Here is a 15,762-nt window from a genome sequence, read left to right on the forward strand (position 1 = left end):
TTGGCTATCGGTGGTAGCCGCCGCTCTCGATGTACTCGGTGAGGGCACGGGCGTCGCGCTCTTCACCCATGAGGCGAAGGCACTGCTCGTGGATGGCGCGTGAGCTGCCGGGGTGGGCCTGGATGTGCTCGGCCGTCGCGACGACGGCTTGATGGAGACGGTCCTGAGCGTCGCGGGACTCGTAGAACGCCTCGACGGCTTCCTGGACGAGGCGCCGCCCGTCCATGTCGATGCCTTCGAGCGGCGGGGACATGAGCTCTTCGAGAGGCAGCTCGAAGACTCTGGCGAAGGCGAGGGCCTCGTCGAGGTTGATGCGGCGGCGCGGCTCGCCGTTCTCGATACGCCAGACCGCGGTCTGGTTCATCCTCACGCCGGCCTTGGTCACCCGCTCCGCCAGCTCGGTCGTGCTCCATCCCCGCACCTCGCGCTCCAGCGCCACGCGCGCGGCGACGTTCCCCTCGCTGTAGAGCAGCGGCACCTCCGCGCCGCCTGCCTTGCCATCTGCCATCGCGCTCTCCCGTCACTCACCGTCGCTATCCCAATTGAAACATGACCTTCCCGGTTTGAAGAATCGCGGATCGCCAGGTAATCCTTATACGGATCGGATCGCCTCCTAGTCGAATGGGAAAATGCATGGCGCAATACCTGACCACTGCCGAGATTGCCGAGCGATACCGCACGTCCGAGAGCACGGTCCGCTACTGGCGGCAGATCGGGAAGGGGCCACGCGGCATCAAGATCGGCAAGCGGGTGCTGTACCCCGAGGTCGAGCTGCTGCGCTACGAGCGTGCGCTGGCCGAAGGCCAGGACGAGTGGGGCCTGGCCTCGTGACAAACCGGCGGCGCCGGACACGACAGCGGCCCCCGGCGAGCCAACGCCGAGGGCCGAGGATTCCCCAGCCCATCGCCCTTACCTGAACGAACGAGCACATAGGGGGCGGGACCTTGCCCGTCCTGCCCCCTATCAGAGAGGAACGTCTATGGAGGACTCTGCGTCCCCCACCACCTCGAACACACCTTCCGGAGTCGTGTGGCCCACGGTCGCGGTCCCCGGTCAAGGCATCCCCCGGCACCGTGTGGACCAGGGGGACACGCGGTCCGCTGCCCCGGGGACCGGGGACCGGCCGCACGACGGGACCGGTCCACAGCCGTCAGAGGGCGCAGACCGGTCCGCCGACGAGCCACGGACCGAGGGCCCCGCTGCGGACCAAACATCCGCAGTCGTGGAGAAGACGCAGGCCAGCGGCTTGCGGACCGGGCCGCAGGTGAGCGAGGACCGGGAGTCCGGTCCCGGTCCCCTGGTCCCGGATGTGGGGACCGACCGCCAGGACACGGTTACCGCACCAGGGGACCGTGGTCCCCACCGACCGCTGGGGACCATCGGTCTCGCGGAGGAGACCGCGCAGCAGGGGACCGTGGTCCCGGGTGACGGGTCGGGGACCGGGGACCGGGACGGCGCCAGTGCCGAGGCGGCCTGTGACGGAGTTGAGCTGCTGGATGAGCTGCGGGCGGCGATCGGCCGGTATGTCGTGCTGCCAAGCGAGGAGGCACTGACCGCGGTCACGCTGTGGGTGGCGGCCACCCACATCCAGCCCGCCCTCCAGCACGCGCCCCGACTGGCGGTGGTGGGGCCGACCAAGGGGTGCGGCAAGTCCCGCGTCCTGGACGTGCTGCACGAAACCGTGCACCAGCCGATGATGACGGTGAATACCTCTCCGGCGGTGGTCTTCCGCGTCATCGGCAAGAACCCGCCGACGCTGCTGGTGGACGAGGCCGACACCATCTTCGGCCCCAAGGCAGGCGAGAAGGAGGACCTGCGCGGCCTGCTGAACGCCGGTCACCAGCGCAATCGGCCCGCCTGGCGCATCTCCGGCCCGGAACACAAGCCGACGGCGTTCCCCACCTTCGCCATGGCCGCGCTGGCCGGGATCGGTGACCTGCCAGACACGATCATGGATCGGGCGGTCGTCATCCGCATGCAGAAGCGCAAGCCCGGCGAGCGGATCACCCAGTTCCGATCGCGGTACTCCGTGCCGGAACTGCACGCGGTGCGCGACCGGCTGACCGCCTGGCTGGCCCCACTGCGGAGCCCCGCTGCGGCCTACGTGCCGAAGATGCCGGTCGAGGACCGGGCTGCGGACACCTGGGAGCCGCTGGTCATCGTCGCCGACCTGGCCGGCGGCCACTGGCCCGCGCAGGCCCGTACGGCCTGCTTGGCAATGACTCGGCACGAGGTCGTTCAGGATGAGCAGACGAGCTTGAAGACGCGGCTGCTGCGGGACATCCGCCGCGTCTTCGAGCAGGAAGGCAACAGGGAGGCTCTGCGCACCCAGGACCTGCTCGCCGTCCTGATCCAGGATGGCGAGGCGCCCTGGGCTGAGCACGGGACCAAGGGGCTGAACGCCTACCACCTGGCCAACCTGCTGCGCGATTTCGGCATCAGCCCAGCCAACCACCGCTTCGAGAACGGCAAGCAGGCCAAGGCGTACGCCCGCAATCAGTTCCTCGACGCCTGGGCGCGTTACTGCCCCGACCCCGCCCAACCGGCCCGCGCCTCTGGGAACGGGTTCGCACCCGCACGCCCGGCGGAAGGCAAGCTGCCTGCCGCCCCCACGGGATCGCTGCCCATCGTCCCGCCCGGCGGCACCGCCGGCCCCAAGCGCGCCCGCTGATCCACCTTCCGCAGGTCCGTCTCACTCCGTCGCATCCGTCCCCGCGCAGGTCAGCGCGGGGACGGACTCCCTTGCCAAGACGGATCACTCCGTACCCGCGGCCAAGTCCGTACCTGCCCTGACCAGCCACGCGACGGATGCGACGGACGCGACAAAGCCCTGCCCACACCCGGAGCACCATGCACGACAACAGCACCGACACCGCCCCCTCCCACCGCCGCAGGGGGCTGTTCGGCCTGGCCCGACGATCAGCAGCAAGCTGGAGCGGACGAGCCTCTAACGAGGCTTCGTCCGCACTTGCCCCGGCCCCAGGGGTGGCGGAGGAGACGGCCGGGCGCCAGGGGGCGCCCGAGCCTGGGGAGGGAATACCCGATCCCAGCACCGCGTCCGTTGCCGACTCCGCCGCCTCACACTCCGCGCCGCCCGCCGCTGCCCCACCGCCCGTTGAACAGTTGCCCGTTGAGCAGCCGTCCTGGCGCGAGTCCGACGCCCCAGTGCTGCCCGCGCTGATGAACCGCAAGCGCACCATCGAGAAGCGCGACCAGGTCAAGAACATCCGCTTCACTCCGACCGCGGTCCGCATCATCGCCAAGGAGGCTGAGCGGCGTGGCCAGAAGTTCGCCGGATTCGTCGGTGACGCAGCCCTTGCCGTTGCCCTCGGCAAGGCTCTCGTCGGCAGCCCTGAAGACGATCCCATCCGTCCCGTGATCGAGGCCATCGAGACCCACACCGTCGCGCTGAACCGCGTCGGCCGCAACCTCAACCAGATCGTCGGAGCCATCCACCGAGGCACGGTCCCCGAGCACGCTCACGTCGTCCTGGACCATGTCGAGCAGGCGGTCCAGCACAGCTACCAGCTGATGGACCAGTTCGTGGCGGAGCGTGTCGCGCATGGTGCCTGACGTCTCCACCGGCTCCGACACCCGTGGCCTGATCGTCTACCTCTTCGGCCCCGGGCGGCGCGACGAGCACACCGACCCCCACATCGTCGCCGCCTGGGACATGGCCGGCGCCCCCGATCCCGGACGCGACCCCGAGGCCGGCTACACCCAACTCGCCAAGCGCCTGGACCATCACGTCGACCTGCGCACCCGCGAACTGGGCGGCAAGAAGCCCCAGCAGCACGTGTGGCACTGCCCGGTACGCACCGCGCCCGGCGACCGCTACCTGACCGACGCCGAGTGGGCCGAGGTCGCCCGTCGCGTCGTGTCCGCCACGGGAATCGCGCCCGAGGGAGACGAGAAGGCGTGCCGGTGGATCGCGGTGCGGCACGCGGACGACCACATTCACATCATGGCCACCACCGTCCGCGCCGACGGCCGCCGCCCCCGCATCCACCGTGACGGCTGGCGGGCCCAGCAGGAATGCCGCAAGATCGAAGCCGAGTTCGGGCTGCGCCGCCTGAAGTCCGGCGACCTCACCGCTCCGCCCACGCCCACCGGCGCCGAGCGCGCCAAGGCCGAGCGCCAAGGCCGGACCGTCACGGCGCGGCATTGGCTGCGCGAGCAGGCATACGCCGTCGCCGCCGCCGTACATACCGAAGGTGACTACTTCACCGTGCTGCAGTCCCTGGGCATCGAGGTCAAGACCCGCCTCGGCCCCGAGACCGGCGACGTGATCGGCTACAGTCTGGCCGCTCCCGGCGACACCAACGCGGCCGGCGAGCCTGTCTGGTACGGCGGGTCCAAACTCGCCCCCGACCTGTCCATCAACCGCCTCCGGGAACGCTTCCCCGCGCAGGAAGCCACCGACCACCCGCAGCATGTAGCGGACCCCGCCGAACCATGGCGTCACACCGCCACCGCACTGCACACAGCTCGCGCTGCCCTCGAATCCTGCGACGAGACCACCGCCCAGGGCTACTTGGCCGCCTTCGGCGACGTCCTGTACAACATGGCCAGCGCCGCCTCCGGCCCCCACCGAGCGGAACTCCAGGCGGCAGCAATCGCGTTCAACCGCGCCCGCAGATCGACGATTCGTGCCGACCACCAGACCGCCAACGCCCTACGAGAGGCCGCCAAAGAACTCGTCTACGCCTCCCACGAGCCCGGCGGACTCGCCATCGCCCTGGTCTTCGCTGCCTTGCGCCTGGCCCGCGCCGGCGCCCAGTGGCATCAGCAACACGGCCACGAGCAGCAGGCCGCAGCAGCCGAGGAAGCCTTCCGCCACCTGCAAGCGGGCTATCAGCAAGCCGCCGCGCCCGTCCTTGCGGACCTCGCACGCCGCGCCCCACACTCCACAACCGCCAGCTGCTTCGAGCAGGACCTGCGCGCGGCGCTCCCCGGCCACGCCGATCGCGTCCTCGCCGACCCTTCCTGGAGTGCCCTGACCACAACCCTCGCCCGTGCCGAGACTGCCGGCCACAGCCCCCAGCGCCTCCTGGCCGAGGTCGGCACCCAACGAGAACTCGACAGTGCCGAGCACCCTGCCGAGGTCCTCATCTGGCGCATCACCGCTCAGCCGAGCAGGCGTGCACAAGCGGCGCGCAGGCGAAGCGCTGTCGGCGGCATACCGCCCGTGTTCCCCGTGCCGCCGCGATCCACGACCGCAACGGTGGACACAAGGCCCGACGGTGGCGGGCGAGCGGTCACCCGCCGGTGAGGTGTGCGGCCCGCTGTCGTAGCTGTTCGGCCTCGGCGACGCCCTTGTACCGGTCCAGTCGGACCTGCATGTTCTGGGCGGCGTCGAGGACCTTCACGGAGCGGACACCTTCCGCACAGTCGAGGAATTCGGTCCAGGTGGCGAGGGCGCCGTCGAGGTCGCCTTGGCGGAGGTGGATCTCGCCGAGGTGGCCGAGGACGCTGGCGCGGGATCGGCGGCGGTCGAGGCCGTGGATCTCCAGGGCCTGGCGGAGGTGTTCCTCGGCACCGTCGAGGTCGCCCATCTTGGCGTGGATCATTCCGGCCGTGTAGGCCCACCGGCCGTGGCTGAAGTGCGAGGCCCACGACTCGCCGGGCCCGCCCGTCGCGCGTTCGATGGCGGTCTGGGACGTGGTGAGGGAGCGGGTGGCCAGCCGACGGTCGCCGTCCAGGGCGGCGGCGTCGGCGAGCGTGATCTCGTAGTAGGCAACCACGCGGGGGTCGGTGATGTCCTTGGTGTACTCGACGCACTTCTCGGACAGCCGCAGGGCGACCGCACGGTGCTTGGGGCCGAGGTCCATGGTCTGAACGGCCAAGCCGCGCAAGGCGGTGGCGGCCAGCTCGGGGTCGCGAGCTTCGGCGGCGAGGCGGTAGGCGTGCGCGTAGTACTGCTGGGCCCGGCCCTGGTGCTCGGGGTCGTTGCCTTCGTCCTGGGCCATCCAGCCGGCGAGGTGGACGAGCTGGGAGGTGGCGGCGAACAGCTCGCGGCCGATGGCCTCGGTGTACTTCCCGTTCAGCCAGGGGGCGACGTCGTCGGTGAGGTACCGGACGGCCAGGTGACGGGCGTGTCCGCCACCGAGCTCGGCGGCGGCGTCGCCGAGGGCCTGGACCATCTGCTTGACGGCGGCGACTTCGCCCTTGCCGACCCGTACGGCTCCGGCCGGGGCCGACCGGACGCGCCGGGTGATGGCATCGAGGTCGGGCAGCGCGAGCGCGCTGAGAGCGTATCCGCTGGTCGCGGCCAGGAAACTCCGGCGTTGCACGTCTCGCACCCCCAACTGGATGAGTGATCCCACGGTATCTGCGGGTTGTGGGCCGGGGTGATCTGATTCCGCCACTCCGACCTGGTCTAACCCCAGTTCGAGAAGACGATCGATGTACGGCAGCCAGTACTCCGGCCGCCGCTGGGCTTCCATCCAACGCCAGGCGGACTTGCGGTCGAGCCCTTTGGGCCCGCGTCCTTCGAGAATGCCCAGTCGGCGGGCCAGCTGAGACGGCCCCCAGCCGCGTTCCTCGCACGCCAGGCGGATGCGTGCGGCCAGCTCCTTGTCACTGAGCGTCAGTGTCCTCACCGTGCCCCTCCTGCCCCGGGCCGGGCCCACACGGGCCCACGCAGGGCCCACGCTGGCCCACATCCTGCCCCCTCCCGACGGACGGTGACTAGCCGTTCACTGATGTTGCACCCGCGAGGGGCGGCCCTTGAGGGGCCATCCAGGTACGGGGGTGGCAAGGCCCGTTGGCGTGCGCCCACGAGGGGAGTGCACGGGACGGTGATGCAGAGGAAGAGGAGGTGGACACCATGGAGACGACCAAGGCCCCGGCCTACGTCGCACCGGTGGTTCTGGACGCCGGTTCCGTCGCCAAGGTGACACTCGGCACCAAGAACTTCGACACCGATGACGACACCCAGTACAAGACGGGCACAGGCAGCGGCAGCTGACCCGGTCCGCGAAGCCGGGTGTGGCCCCCACGCCGCACCCGGCTTTGCCCTTTGCGCAGCCGAACTTCGAGAAGGGGTGTGTGATGCGGTGGAGTGCGGGTTGGGAGGGCGGCCCGGCGGTGTGGCGGCCCCGGGCGGGGAGGCGGGTGCCGGGGCTGGGCGAGGTCTGGACGGTCGAGTGGCCCCATGCCCAGGTCCGTACGGCCGGAGACGGTGCAGTCGCCCTGGCCGTCGTCGGGGTCTGCGGGGCGAGTGGGAACCAGCTGGAAGGCGCCCTGGAGCTGGTGCGGCATCGGCGGTGGCGGGAGCTGACGCGGTGGCCGGGCTCGTACCTGGTGGCCGCCCGCAGCGGCCCCGTGTTCGCGGTGATCGGCGATCTGTCCGGGCAGCACCCGGTCTTCTACCGGCATGAGACGGTTGGGACGTGGTGGTCGACAGCGGCCACGGCCTTGGCCCGGCTGGACGGGGCGCCGGTCGATCCCGTCGCGCTTGCCGCCCACCTGGCCCTCGGCCAGCCCGACGTCCTCGCGGAGAACAGCCTGTTCCGCAGCGTGCGCCGTGTCCCCTTCGGGTACCTGCTGGAGATCACTCCAGACGGGGCCCGCCTCGTGCGCTACGAGCCCGCCGAGGCCGAGCCGGCGGACCTGCGGGAGGCGGCCCCGGTGGTGCGGGCGGCGCTCGCCGAGGCCGTCGAAGCCCGCTTCGACGGCCGCCCGGTCAGCTGTGATCTGGCGGGCCTGGACTCCACCACGCTCGCCTGCCTGGCCGCCCGCCGCCAAGCAGTGACGGCCGTGACGTTCGCCGACGCCCGCCTGAAGGACGACGACCTCTCCTACGCGGCCCGCACGGCCGCCGCTGTCCCGGGCATCGGCCACTACTCGGTCCCCGGCGAGAAGGAGACGGTCTACTACGCGGCCGTGGACGACATCACCGGCCTGCCGGTGACGGACGCCCCGAATGCCTACACGGTCACCGCCACCATCAAGCGGGCCGTCCTCGGCACTGTCGTGGACCACCAGGCGCCGGGGGTGCACTTCACCGGCTCGGCCGGAGACGGGCTGTTGTCCGCGCCGCCGGTCTACATCGCCGATCTGCTGCGGCGCCGCCAGCACCGCCGGGCCTGGCAGCACGCCCAGGGGCACGCGCGGCTACGGAACACCTCCGTGTGGGCTGTCCTCGCCCAGCACCGGGCAGCCGCCCGCAGCACGCTCCCCGACGAATGGCGGGGCACAGCCGCCGAGCTCCAGACCGGGCCGAGGCCGTGGATGCCGCAGGACTGGCGACCGGCGGCCTTCTCGCCGCTGCTGGCCACGGCCGACTGGATGACCACCGACGCCCGCCACCAGCTCGCCGCCGCCCTCACCAGCGCGGCCGACCAGCTCACCGACGCGCCCGTGAGCCTGGCGGCCTGGTCGGAAGAGCAGGACCTCGCCCGCGTCGGGACCGACGTCAACGGCTGGCGGGAGCTGGCCCTGTCCGAGTACGGCATCGAGATAGCGGCCCCGTATCTCGACAACGAGGTCCGCAGGGCCTGCCTCGCCGTGCCGGCCGAGCAACGTGGGGCACCCGGCCACTTCAAGGCCCTGCTCACCGAAGCATTCACCGGCAGCGGCATCGTGCCCGGCTTCGTGCTGGACCGGCGGACCAAGGGCGGCTTCAGCGGTGTCTCCTACGCCGGGCTCGTCGAGCACGCCACGGTCCTCCGCCGCCTGCTGGGCCCCTCCTCCAGGCTCGGCGCCATGGGGCTGATCACCGAGGAACCGGTGGCGGCAATGCTCACGCGGGCGGCGGCCCGGCTCCCGCTGGCGAAGGGCGCCCTGCACCTGGCCGTGGCCGCCGAGGTGTGGCTGCGGCAGCTCGAACAGCCCGTGACCTGGTGGGAGGAGACGCGGCATGTGGCAGCTGCGTGACGGAACCCACCCGGTGCTGACCAACGAAGGCGGAGCGATCCTCAGCGAACGCACCGGCCGCTGGACCTACCTGACGCCCACCGCGTCCGCGGCGGTGCTCTTCCTGCTGGCCGGCGGCGATGAGGACCAGGCCGCAGGGCAGTACGCCGCCGCCTACGCACTACCCCGGCACCAGGCCGCCGCCGACGTCCGTGCGGTGTCCGACGAGCTCGCCGCGCAGGGCATCGCGGGGACGGCTGCGGCCCGCCGCCGACGGGGGTGGCGGCGGTGACCACCATGGAGTCGTTCTCCACCGCCCGCACCGGACGGTTCCGTGACCGCCTCGCCGCCGCCATGGGGCTCGCCTTGGCCTTGGCCCTGCTGGCCCTGCCGTTCCGGCACACTGTCCGGGCCGCCCGGTGGGCCCGACGCGCCGGCCGCCGCCCCCTCGACCGGGAACGGGCCGAGGACCTGGTCGCCGCCGTGCGGCACACCGGCCGCCTGTGGCCCGTCCGGGCTGCCTGCATGGAAACCAGTCTCGGTGCCATGCTCGCCGCCGCCCTCCTCGGCCGCCGCCTCCACTGGTGCCTGGGGGTGCGCTTCTCACCACCGCCCACCGAGTACCACGCCTGGGCCTCCCTCCCCGATGACGGCCCGGTCGGCGAGTACACCGAGGCCGGATGGCACCACTACGTGGCCCTGACGATCTGAACCCGTCAACCCTCCGCGTCAACGTGGCGATTCACGTGTCCCCCAAATGCAAGCGCCCGTTGAGGAACGCGTCCTGTCCCCACCCCCAAGGAGCCAACCCCCATGACCACCACCGAGGCCCCCGCCGTCGCCCAGGCTGCCGCGAGAGTCCCCGAGCGGCACTACACCCACAACGAGGCGAGGGGCGCCACCATCCACCGCACCAACCCGACCTTCGTCCGACGAGACCTGTCCTTCCTCGACGTCGAACCAGGCATGCGCGTCCTGGAGATCGGCACCGGCTCCGGGCTGACCGGCGGCCTGCTCGCCGAACTGGTCGGACGGACCGGATCAGTCGTCTCCCTCGACATCGACCCGTTCCTCGTCCGCTGGGCGAACCACATCCACGACGCCCGCGGCATCGGCAACATCCGCTGCCACGCGGTCAACGGCACCGATGGCTTCCCCGAGAAGGCGCCGTTCCACCGGCTCGGGGCCTGGTGCACGCCGCCCCGGCTGCCGAAGGCGTGGGTGGAACAGGTCAACGACGGCGGCCTGATCGTCGCCACCCTCCCGATCGCCCCCGTACCGAACCTCGTGGTCGGCGCAACGATCCGCATCACCGACGGCCGCCCGTACGTCGAGCGCGTCTTTCCCGGCGCCTACATCGAGACCGCCAGCTCGCCCCGCAGCACCTTCGCCGTTCCGCCCCGGTGGGTGGACTGGGAGAACCGCGTCCCGGCCACCTCGTGGATCTCTGTCGCCTGGCGCGACGAGGACGACTGGAAGAACTCCGCCGCTCACGCCACCCTCGACCGGCTCCTCGACCCCGGCCACACCGAGCAGTACCAGGGCGAGGCCATCGACTGGTCCAGCCTGCGGCTGTGGCTGGCCGCCACGGGGACACGGCTGACCATGACCGAGCTGACCGAAGACGTCCCCGGCCTCGGGCACTCCACCCGCCACTCGGTCGCCGTGATCCAGGAGGACGGCACGATCCTCGCCGACTCCGCCGACTCCGGCTCCCTCACCGTGCTGCGGGGCTGGCTCGCCGCCTGGGAAAACGCCGGACGTCCCGGCCTCGACGCCTACACCCCCACCCTCGTGCCCGACATGGACACCGACGTCCCCGGCTGGGACCTCCGCCTCAGCCGATAGCAGCCAGCCCAGAACACCCTCGGCAGTCAGAGAGAACTGCGGTCGCGCCTCCTCACCGCAGATGAGAAGGCGCGGGCCGACACCGCCGCCCCCATGACGAGTAGGCCACTGACACCGCAACGGCCATCCAGCCCGATGCGGACAGTCGAATTTGAGCCAACCCCGCTACTAGGCCCAGAGATTGGCCGAACACCAGCACGTAGACCCCAACCAGAGGGGACCATCGATCTGGCAAAAATGATGCACCACGTTTACCCCGGGAGGCCGTCCGCATGCTCGACGAAGCAGCCATAGCCGTCGCGACCGGCGCCGCCGGCAACATCGTCGCCTACCTGGCCCAAGGGCGGGCCGACGCACTTCGCACCCGGCTCTCTGCGATTTTCCGGCGCGGCACCGTGCAGCAGCAGTCCAACGCACTGCGAACATTGGACGAGGACGCCGCTGCGCTAGCACAGCACACGGGCAATCAGGCAGACATCACTGCGCGGTGGACCGGCTTCCTGACCGCATTCCTCGCCGCCTGTCCCGACGCCCGAGCAGACATCGAGGCCCTGGCTTCTTCAGCGCCGACTAGCACGAGGTCGATCAACATCGGATCCCAACACAACCACGGATCCGGAACCTTCATCGGCGGGGACAACCACGGCGGCGTTACCTTCAACGGCGGCGGTGACTAAGTGGGGGATTCCGACTCCGAACAGGAAGCACACCGCGAACAACACAATCATGGGCCCGGGGCCTTCATCGGCGGAGACAACTACGGCGGCATCCACTTTGAAATGGTCGACGCCAAAACCAAGGCGTTGCTGTTAAAGGCCACTGAGCAGTTGGAGGCGGCCGGTCCTGAGCCTGGCAGTCAGACAGTTCCATGTCTTCCCAGAGAATTGCGGTCCCTGTATGGACGCGAGGCCGAAATCGCCGAGGGTCGTCGACTACTCGAGGAACGGAATAGTGGCGGCACATCGGCAGTAGTAGTGACCGGACCGCCGGGCATCGGGAAGAGCGCCGCCGCGCTGCGCCTGTCTCGGCTCGTCGCAGACGCCTACCCAGACGGACAGTTCCACCTCGACCTCGCCCTATCAGCCAGCGAGGGGACCCCTGCAGATCTGGTGTTGGCGCTGCTGCATACGCTGTGCCCCGACGGGGGCCCACTGCCCGAAGGCCGTGCACAACAACTTGCTGTGCTGCGCGCGACGCTGTCCCGCAGCAAGGTTCTGCTACTCATCGATGACATCGTCTCGGAGGAATCGCTCCTCGAGGTTCTCCAGATGGACGGCCCCTTCGCGCTGGTGTGCACCAGCCGTGCAAAGCTCAGCGGGCTAACCGGGCTGGTTCACTTCATCGAGCTGGGCCCATTGCCCGACCGGCATAGCGAAGAACTAGTCAAGGCTGTTGCCGGGCCCACACGGCTGAGCGACGAGCAGGCAGCCTCCCTGGCCGCAGCATGTGCAGGACATCCCCTCGCACTGCATGTAGCAGCTGCTCACCTCGCACGCCGCCCTAGGGTCAGTGTCGATCGGTTCCTCGATGACATCACCAGTCCTGACCGGGGGGTGCGAGCTCTGCGGGCTGGCCAGACCGCGCTGGAGCCCGTGCTCGAGCGAAGCTTTGCCGCACTCGGCCCTGAGCAGGCAGAGCTCTTCACCACTCTCGGGATCCTGCCGCACATGTCCGTTACCCCGGACATCGTCGCCGCTGCCACCGCGCCCGAGGCCGAGGCCGAGCTCGATGATGCCCAGGTCGATGCCATGGCCGAACTGCTGGACTCGCTGTTCGAACTCAGTCTCATCGAGCAGATCGACGAGAACCGGTTTGTATTCCACGAGATTCTTCACCGTTTCGCCCGGCTCAAATCGGCCTCGGCCACAGCAGAGTGGAGGGAAACCGTAATCCGGCAGACCTGCCTCGCGCTGGCCATTCGAGCGCGGTCCGCGACGGAGTCAATTGGCTTCATAGACAAAGAAGCCAAGGTGCCGGCGCAGGGCAATTCGGATGCCCTGCGCCTACTGAACGCGGATCGTCCAGGAGCCGTTGCCCTGGCAGAGATGGCCCGGCAACACCAGATGTGGGGACCGCTCGTCCTTCTCGCGTCGGACCTGACCGCCTCACTGTGGCATGGCAGCCACTGGAACGACCTGGATCGTGTCTATCAGTGCGTACTTGAAGCCGGTACCCAGTCCGATAATCCTGAGTGGACGGCATTGGCACTGCACAACTTGGGCCTGTTCGCCAGTCATCTCGGGGACACACAACACGCCGCCGACCTATTTCAGCGCAGCGCCGAGACTGCGTACGAGGCCGACAACCCGTACCAGATGCATATGGCGCAGCTCGCTCTGGGATCGCTACTCATCAACCTCGGGCGAGCCCGTGATGCTATTCCGTACCTGCGCTGCGGGCTGCCGTTCTGGCGGGCAATCAAGGACAGCCAGGTTCTCGCCCTGGCGCTGGGGAGACTGGGCCAGGCCCACTTGGCCATTGGTCAGCTCCGCCGGGCGGAGCGGTACCTCCACAGCAGCAGGAATTTGTCCCGTACTGACAGCCATACGGACTTCCGGAACCGTGGAGCGCTCGCCGCACTGCTACGCAGAACGGGCCGAATAGCTGAAGCTGCCCAGGAAGCTTCGCTGGACATCGAACGGGCGCGAGCCGTCGGGAGCCGGGAGTGGGAGGCAAAGGCTCTGATGGAGCTCGCCGAGACTCCCCTGGAGGAGCGGCCGGATTCAGCCCCCGTTCAGCCGCTTGAGGCCGCGCTGGCTATCTACCAGGACACAGGCGACGTCCAGGGACAGGTTCGGGCTCTGTTCCGACTTGGGACCCACGCCGCAGAGCAAGCCGATATTCACCAGGCGGCCGAATTCCTCGGAGAATGTGCAAATCTCGCCGCAGGGATCGGAGACTACAAGCACGCAGCACGGGCACTGGCTTACCTGGCCTCCTACCACGGAGGCATCGGGCATCTCGATGAAGCGGAAACTTACTTCGCCGATGCCCGGGAGATGGCAAACCACCTGGGGAACCCCATCGTTCTCGCTCAGACCCTTCAGAAGAACGCTGAGTACCTGTGGCATCTGGGCCGGATCGGTGAGGCCGTCACATATCTGACGGAAGCGGTTCGCCTCTTGGAGGGCACCGACGAGAAATACGCCTTGGCCCAGGTCAAGGCTGCGCTAGGGGAAGCACTCCTCGTCGCTGGCCGATGGCAAGAGGGCGCCCAGGTTCTGGAGTCGGTGATCTCCGTGGTGTCGAACGACGCGGCCCCCGCGACCAGAGCTCAGGCGTCCCGTGCCCTCGCCGTCCTCTACTCGCGCCGGGGCCTCCATAGAGAAGCCATGACCACGATCATCAAGGCGCTCGACCAGTGTGAGCGGGCTGGCGAGAAGCCAGCCATTCTGCATTGCAGGATGGCTCTGGCCAATGTGCATGCCCGGAACGACGAGTGGACCGAAGCACTCGATCAGTACGACAAGGCCGCCGAGCTTGCTATGGAGCAGAAGGATCTCCATGTCCTCCTCACAGCCCGCAGCATGGCCGCAGTGTGCCGACTTCACGGCGAGGAGAAGGAGCAGGCGGTTGCCGACATCACCAAGCTCCTGCCCCTAACCGAGCAGTTGGGGATGCGATCGCTTGAGGCCGCCCTGCATCTCAACGCCGGCGTGCACCATGCGCGCTGCGTTGATCACGAGAAGGCGGTCACTGAGTTCCGTAAGGCCGCAACCCTTATCGAACAGCTCAATGACAGCACCCTACGCGGGCCCTGTTTACTCAACCTGGCTCGCTCCTACGGAGCGCTCGGTGACACTGAGCGCTCCCGCACACATGCACGCGAAGCCTTCGCTCTCCACCAGGGGCTCGGCAACTGGTCAGACGCTGGTGAGGCGCTCCTGCTGCTCAGAAAGGTGTATTTGGACGCTGCAGCGGACGACGCCGGAGAGCCCACGCTCGACGAGCTGTTGGGCACTGATCAGCGAGTCGATAATCGCGTCCTGGAGGCCATACGCACGCGGCTCCGCGCTGTTAGCGACGGATCTGTTGTCAAAGCCAGCCGCGAGGCCAGCCATTCCGCCACCATCGCTGATGGGAGGAAGATCAATGTTTCGGATTCCGTACGACAAGAATTGGCTGGAATCGACATCGAACGGCTCGCTGCCCATCTCGGGAACTCCCGGCAGACATGTGCAGCATGCGATCTCTTAATCGACGAGACAGGGGAGGCCGAGCTGCTCCTGCTAAACCACCGGAGCATGGACCGCCTGATGGTGCGGCTGGCACATCCCCACTGCGTAGCCTCCAAGGTGATCCAGCTGAAGGGTGCGGCACCGAAGGAACCGAAAGTCGCCTTCGAAGTGGAATGCATCCTGTTCGGCGGAGACAGAGCAGGGATCATCGCCGACTGCTACGGCGGGTGGGGCTCGTACGGCGACGGGCCGCTCGAAGACCTCGTACTCGACAGATACATCAAGGCAGGATTCATCAACCTGCAGACCCTGCTCCAGGCGGACGAAAGTCAATCGCTGGACCTGCGTGACGTTCCTGACGCCAGTTGTGGTGTTCAGGCTCGGCTCGAGGACAACAACCTCTCGATCACAGGCCCAGACGGCCAACTCCTTCACCGCATGCCGCTCGATTTCCTCCCCCGCTGGTATCGGAAAGCGGTCGAGGGATCGTTGATCGTCGTAGTCGGCAGGAATCTACAAGGGATGGCTGCCGACGATCCCTCCTACCTGGTGCGTGCCATGGCATTGGGAAAAGCGGTCGGCGGCACTGTGCCGCTCACCGTGGTGCGGCCCAGCAGGAACCGCCCCTGTCCGTGCATGATGCGCACCGGACGCAAGTTCAAGCACTGCTGCGGACGTGATCGGCCTTTGAAGTAGCTGCCGCTTGGAGCGGCCGCACACAGAAAGTGGGCCGCATCGAGCTCTGGAATATCCGCGGAGCACCCCCCCCCCCCGACAGCGCTCTGCCGGGCGAGCCCACAAGGTCCCCCGGTAGCCAGCGCCTTGTCCCAGGAGTCCGCACACAGTCCGCAAGACACCCGATCAGGACCGTCGCACC

General features: G+C 68.9%; 13 protein-coding genes. 11 read left to right on the forward strand and 2 right to left on the reverse strand.

The window, feature by feature from the left end:
• Positions 1-4 precede the first annotated feature (4 nt).
• Positions 5-508, reverse strand: a complete 504-nt coding sequence (locus IE305_RS18025; protein ID WP_190130634.1) for a helix-turn-helix transcriptional regulator — start codon at positions 506-508, stop codon at positions 5-7.
• A 125-nt stretch (positions 509-633) separates the two neighbouring features.
• Here IE305_RS18025 and IE305_RS18030 point away from each other — a divergent pair, with 125 nt between their 5' ends.
• From IE305_RS18030 to IE305_RS18045, 4 genes are all read left to right on the forward strand, one after another.
• Entirely contained in the window at positions 634-831 is a 198-nt protein-coding gene (locus IE305_RS18030; RefSeq protein ID WP_190130635.1) for a helix-turn-helix transcriptional regulator, read from the forward strand.
• Between the two features lie 583 nt (positions 832-1,414).
• Entirely contained in the window at positions 1,415-2,671 is a 1,257-nt protein-coding gene (locus IE305_RS18035) for a DUF3631 domain-containing protein (RefSeq protein ID WP_190130715.1), read from the forward strand.
• A 314-nt stretch (positions 2,672-2,985) separates the two neighbouring features.
• The gene (locus tag IE305_RS18040; RefSeq protein ID WP_086567949.1) at positions 2,986-3,573 is read left to right on the forward strand and encodes a hypothetical protein; all 588 of its coding nucleotides are present in this window, start codon (positions 2,986-2,988) and stop codon (positions 3,571-3,573) included.
• Entirely contained in the window at positions 3,563-5,272 is a 1,710-nt protein-coding gene (locus IE305_RS18045; RefSeq protein ID WP_190130636.1) for a relaxase/mobilization nuclease domain-containing protein, read from the forward strand. Before IE305_RS18040 ends, IE305_RS18045 begins: the two co-directional genes overlap by 11 nt.
• Here IE305_RS18045 and IE305_RS18050 read toward each other — a convergent pair.
• On the reverse strand, positions 5,259-6,665 hold the full coding sequence (locus tag IE305_RS18050) for a tetratricopeptide repeat protein (RefSeq protein WP_190130637.1): 1,407 nt from the start codon (positions 6,663-6,665) through the stop codon (positions 5,259-5,261). The genes IE305_RS18045 and IE305_RS18050 overlap by 14 nt on opposite strands.
• A gap of 164 nt (positions 6,666-6,829) precedes the next feature.
• Here IE305_RS18050 and IE305_RS18055 point away from each other — a divergent pair, with 164 nt between their 5' ends.
• The 7 genes from IE305_RS18055 (at position 6,830) to IE305_RS18085 (ending at position 15,581) form a co-directional block, all read left to right on the forward strand.
• The gene (locus IE305_RS18055) at positions 6,830-6,970 is read left to right on the forward strand and encodes a lasso RiPP family leader peptide-containing protein (RefSeq protein ID WP_107431004.1); all 141 of its coding nucleotides are present in this window, start codon (positions 6,830-6,832) and stop codon (positions 6,968-6,970) included.
• Positions 6,971-7,053: 83 nt separating this feature from the next.
• The gene (locus IE305_RS18060; protein WP_190130638.1) at positions 7,054-8,880 is read left to right on the forward strand and encodes an albusnodin/ikarugamycin family macrolactam cyclase; all 1,827 of its coding nucleotides are present in this window, start codon (positions 7,054-7,056) and stop codon (positions 8,878-8,880) included.
• Positions 8,864-9,151, forward strand: coding sequence for a PqqD family peptide modification chaperone (locus tag IE305_RS18065; RefSeq protein ID WP_190130639.1), 288 nt, complete (start codon positions 8,864-8,866; stop codon positions 9,149-9,151). Before IE305_RS18060 ends, IE305_RS18065 begins: the two co-directional genes overlap by 17 nt.
• 5 nt (positions 9,152-9,156) lie before the next feature.
• Positions 9,157-9,570, forward strand: coding sequence for a lasso peptide biosynthesis B2 protein (locus IE305_RS18070; protein ID WP_228774541.1), 414 nt, complete (start codon positions 9,157-9,159; stop codon positions 9,568-9,570).
• 102 nt (positions 9,571-9,672) lie between these two features.
• Positions 9,673-10,707, forward strand: coding sequence for a protein-L-isoaspartate O-methyltransferase family protein (locus tag IE305_RS18075; RefSeq protein WP_190130640.1), 1,035 nt, complete (start codon positions 9,673-9,675; stop codon positions 10,705-10,707).
• A 272-nt stretch (positions 10,708-10,979) separates the two neighbouring features.
• A complete protein-coding gene (locus IE305_RS18080; RefSeq protein ID WP_086567940.1) occupies positions 10,980-11,384 on the forward strand; it encodes a hypothetical protein in 405 nt (134 codons plus the stop codon).
• A complete protein-coding gene (locus tag IE305_RS18085) occupies positions 11,385-15,581 on the forward strand; it encodes a tetratricopeptide repeat protein (protein WP_190130641.1) in 4,197 nt (1,398 codons plus the stop codon).
• Positions 15,582-15,762 lie beyond the last annotated feature (181 nt).

Origin of the sequence: Streptomyces mashuensis (assembly GCF_014654785.1) — a bacterium.
GTDB classification, from domain to species: domain Bacteria; phylum Actinomycetota; class Actinomycetes; order Streptomycetales; family Streptomycetaceae; genus Streptomyces; species Streptomyces mashuensis.

Bases quoted from the DNA above. Each gene is read 5' to 3' on its own strand.
- IE305_RS18025 (WP_190130634.1), bottom strand. From the start codon at position 508: ATGGCAGATGGCAAGGCAGGCGGCGCGGAGGTGCCGCTGCTCTACAGC.
- IE305_RS18030 (WP_190130635.1), top strand. From the start codon at position 634: ATGGCGCAATACCTGACCACTGCCGAGATTGCCGAGCGATACCGCACG.
- IE305_RS18045 (WP_190130636.1), top strand. From the start codon at position 3,563: ATGGTGCCTGACGTCTCCACCGGCTCCGACACCCGTGGCCTGATCGTC.
- IE305_RS18050 (WP_190130637.1), bottom strand. From the start codon at position 6,665: ATGTGGGCCAGCGTGGGCCCTGCGTGGGCCCGTGTGGGCCCGGCCCGG.
- IE305_RS18055 (WP_107431004.1), top strand. From the start codon at position 6,830: ATGGAGACGACCAAGGCCCCGGCCTACGTCGCACCGGTGGTTCTGGAC.
- IE305_RS18060 (WP_190130638.1), top strand. From the start codon at position 7,054: ATGCGGTGGAGTGCGGGTTGGGAGGGCGGCCCGGCGGTGTGGCGGCCC.
- IE305_RS18065 (WP_190130639.1), top strand. From the start codon at position 8,864: ATGTGGCAGCTGCGTGACGGAACCCACCCGGTGCTGACCAACGAAGGC.
- IE305_RS18070 (WP_228774541.1), top strand. From the start codon at position 9,157: ATGGAGTCGTTCTCCACCGCCCGCACCGGACGGTTCCGTGACCGCCTC.
- IE305_RS18075 (WP_190130640.1), top strand. From the start codon at position 9,673: ATGACCACCACCGAGGCCCCCGCCGTCGCCCAGGCTGCCGCGAGAGTC.
- IE305_RS18080 (WP_086567940.1), top strand. From the start codon at position 10,980: ATGCTCGACGAAGCAGCCATAGCCGTCGCGACCGGCGCCGCCGGCAAC.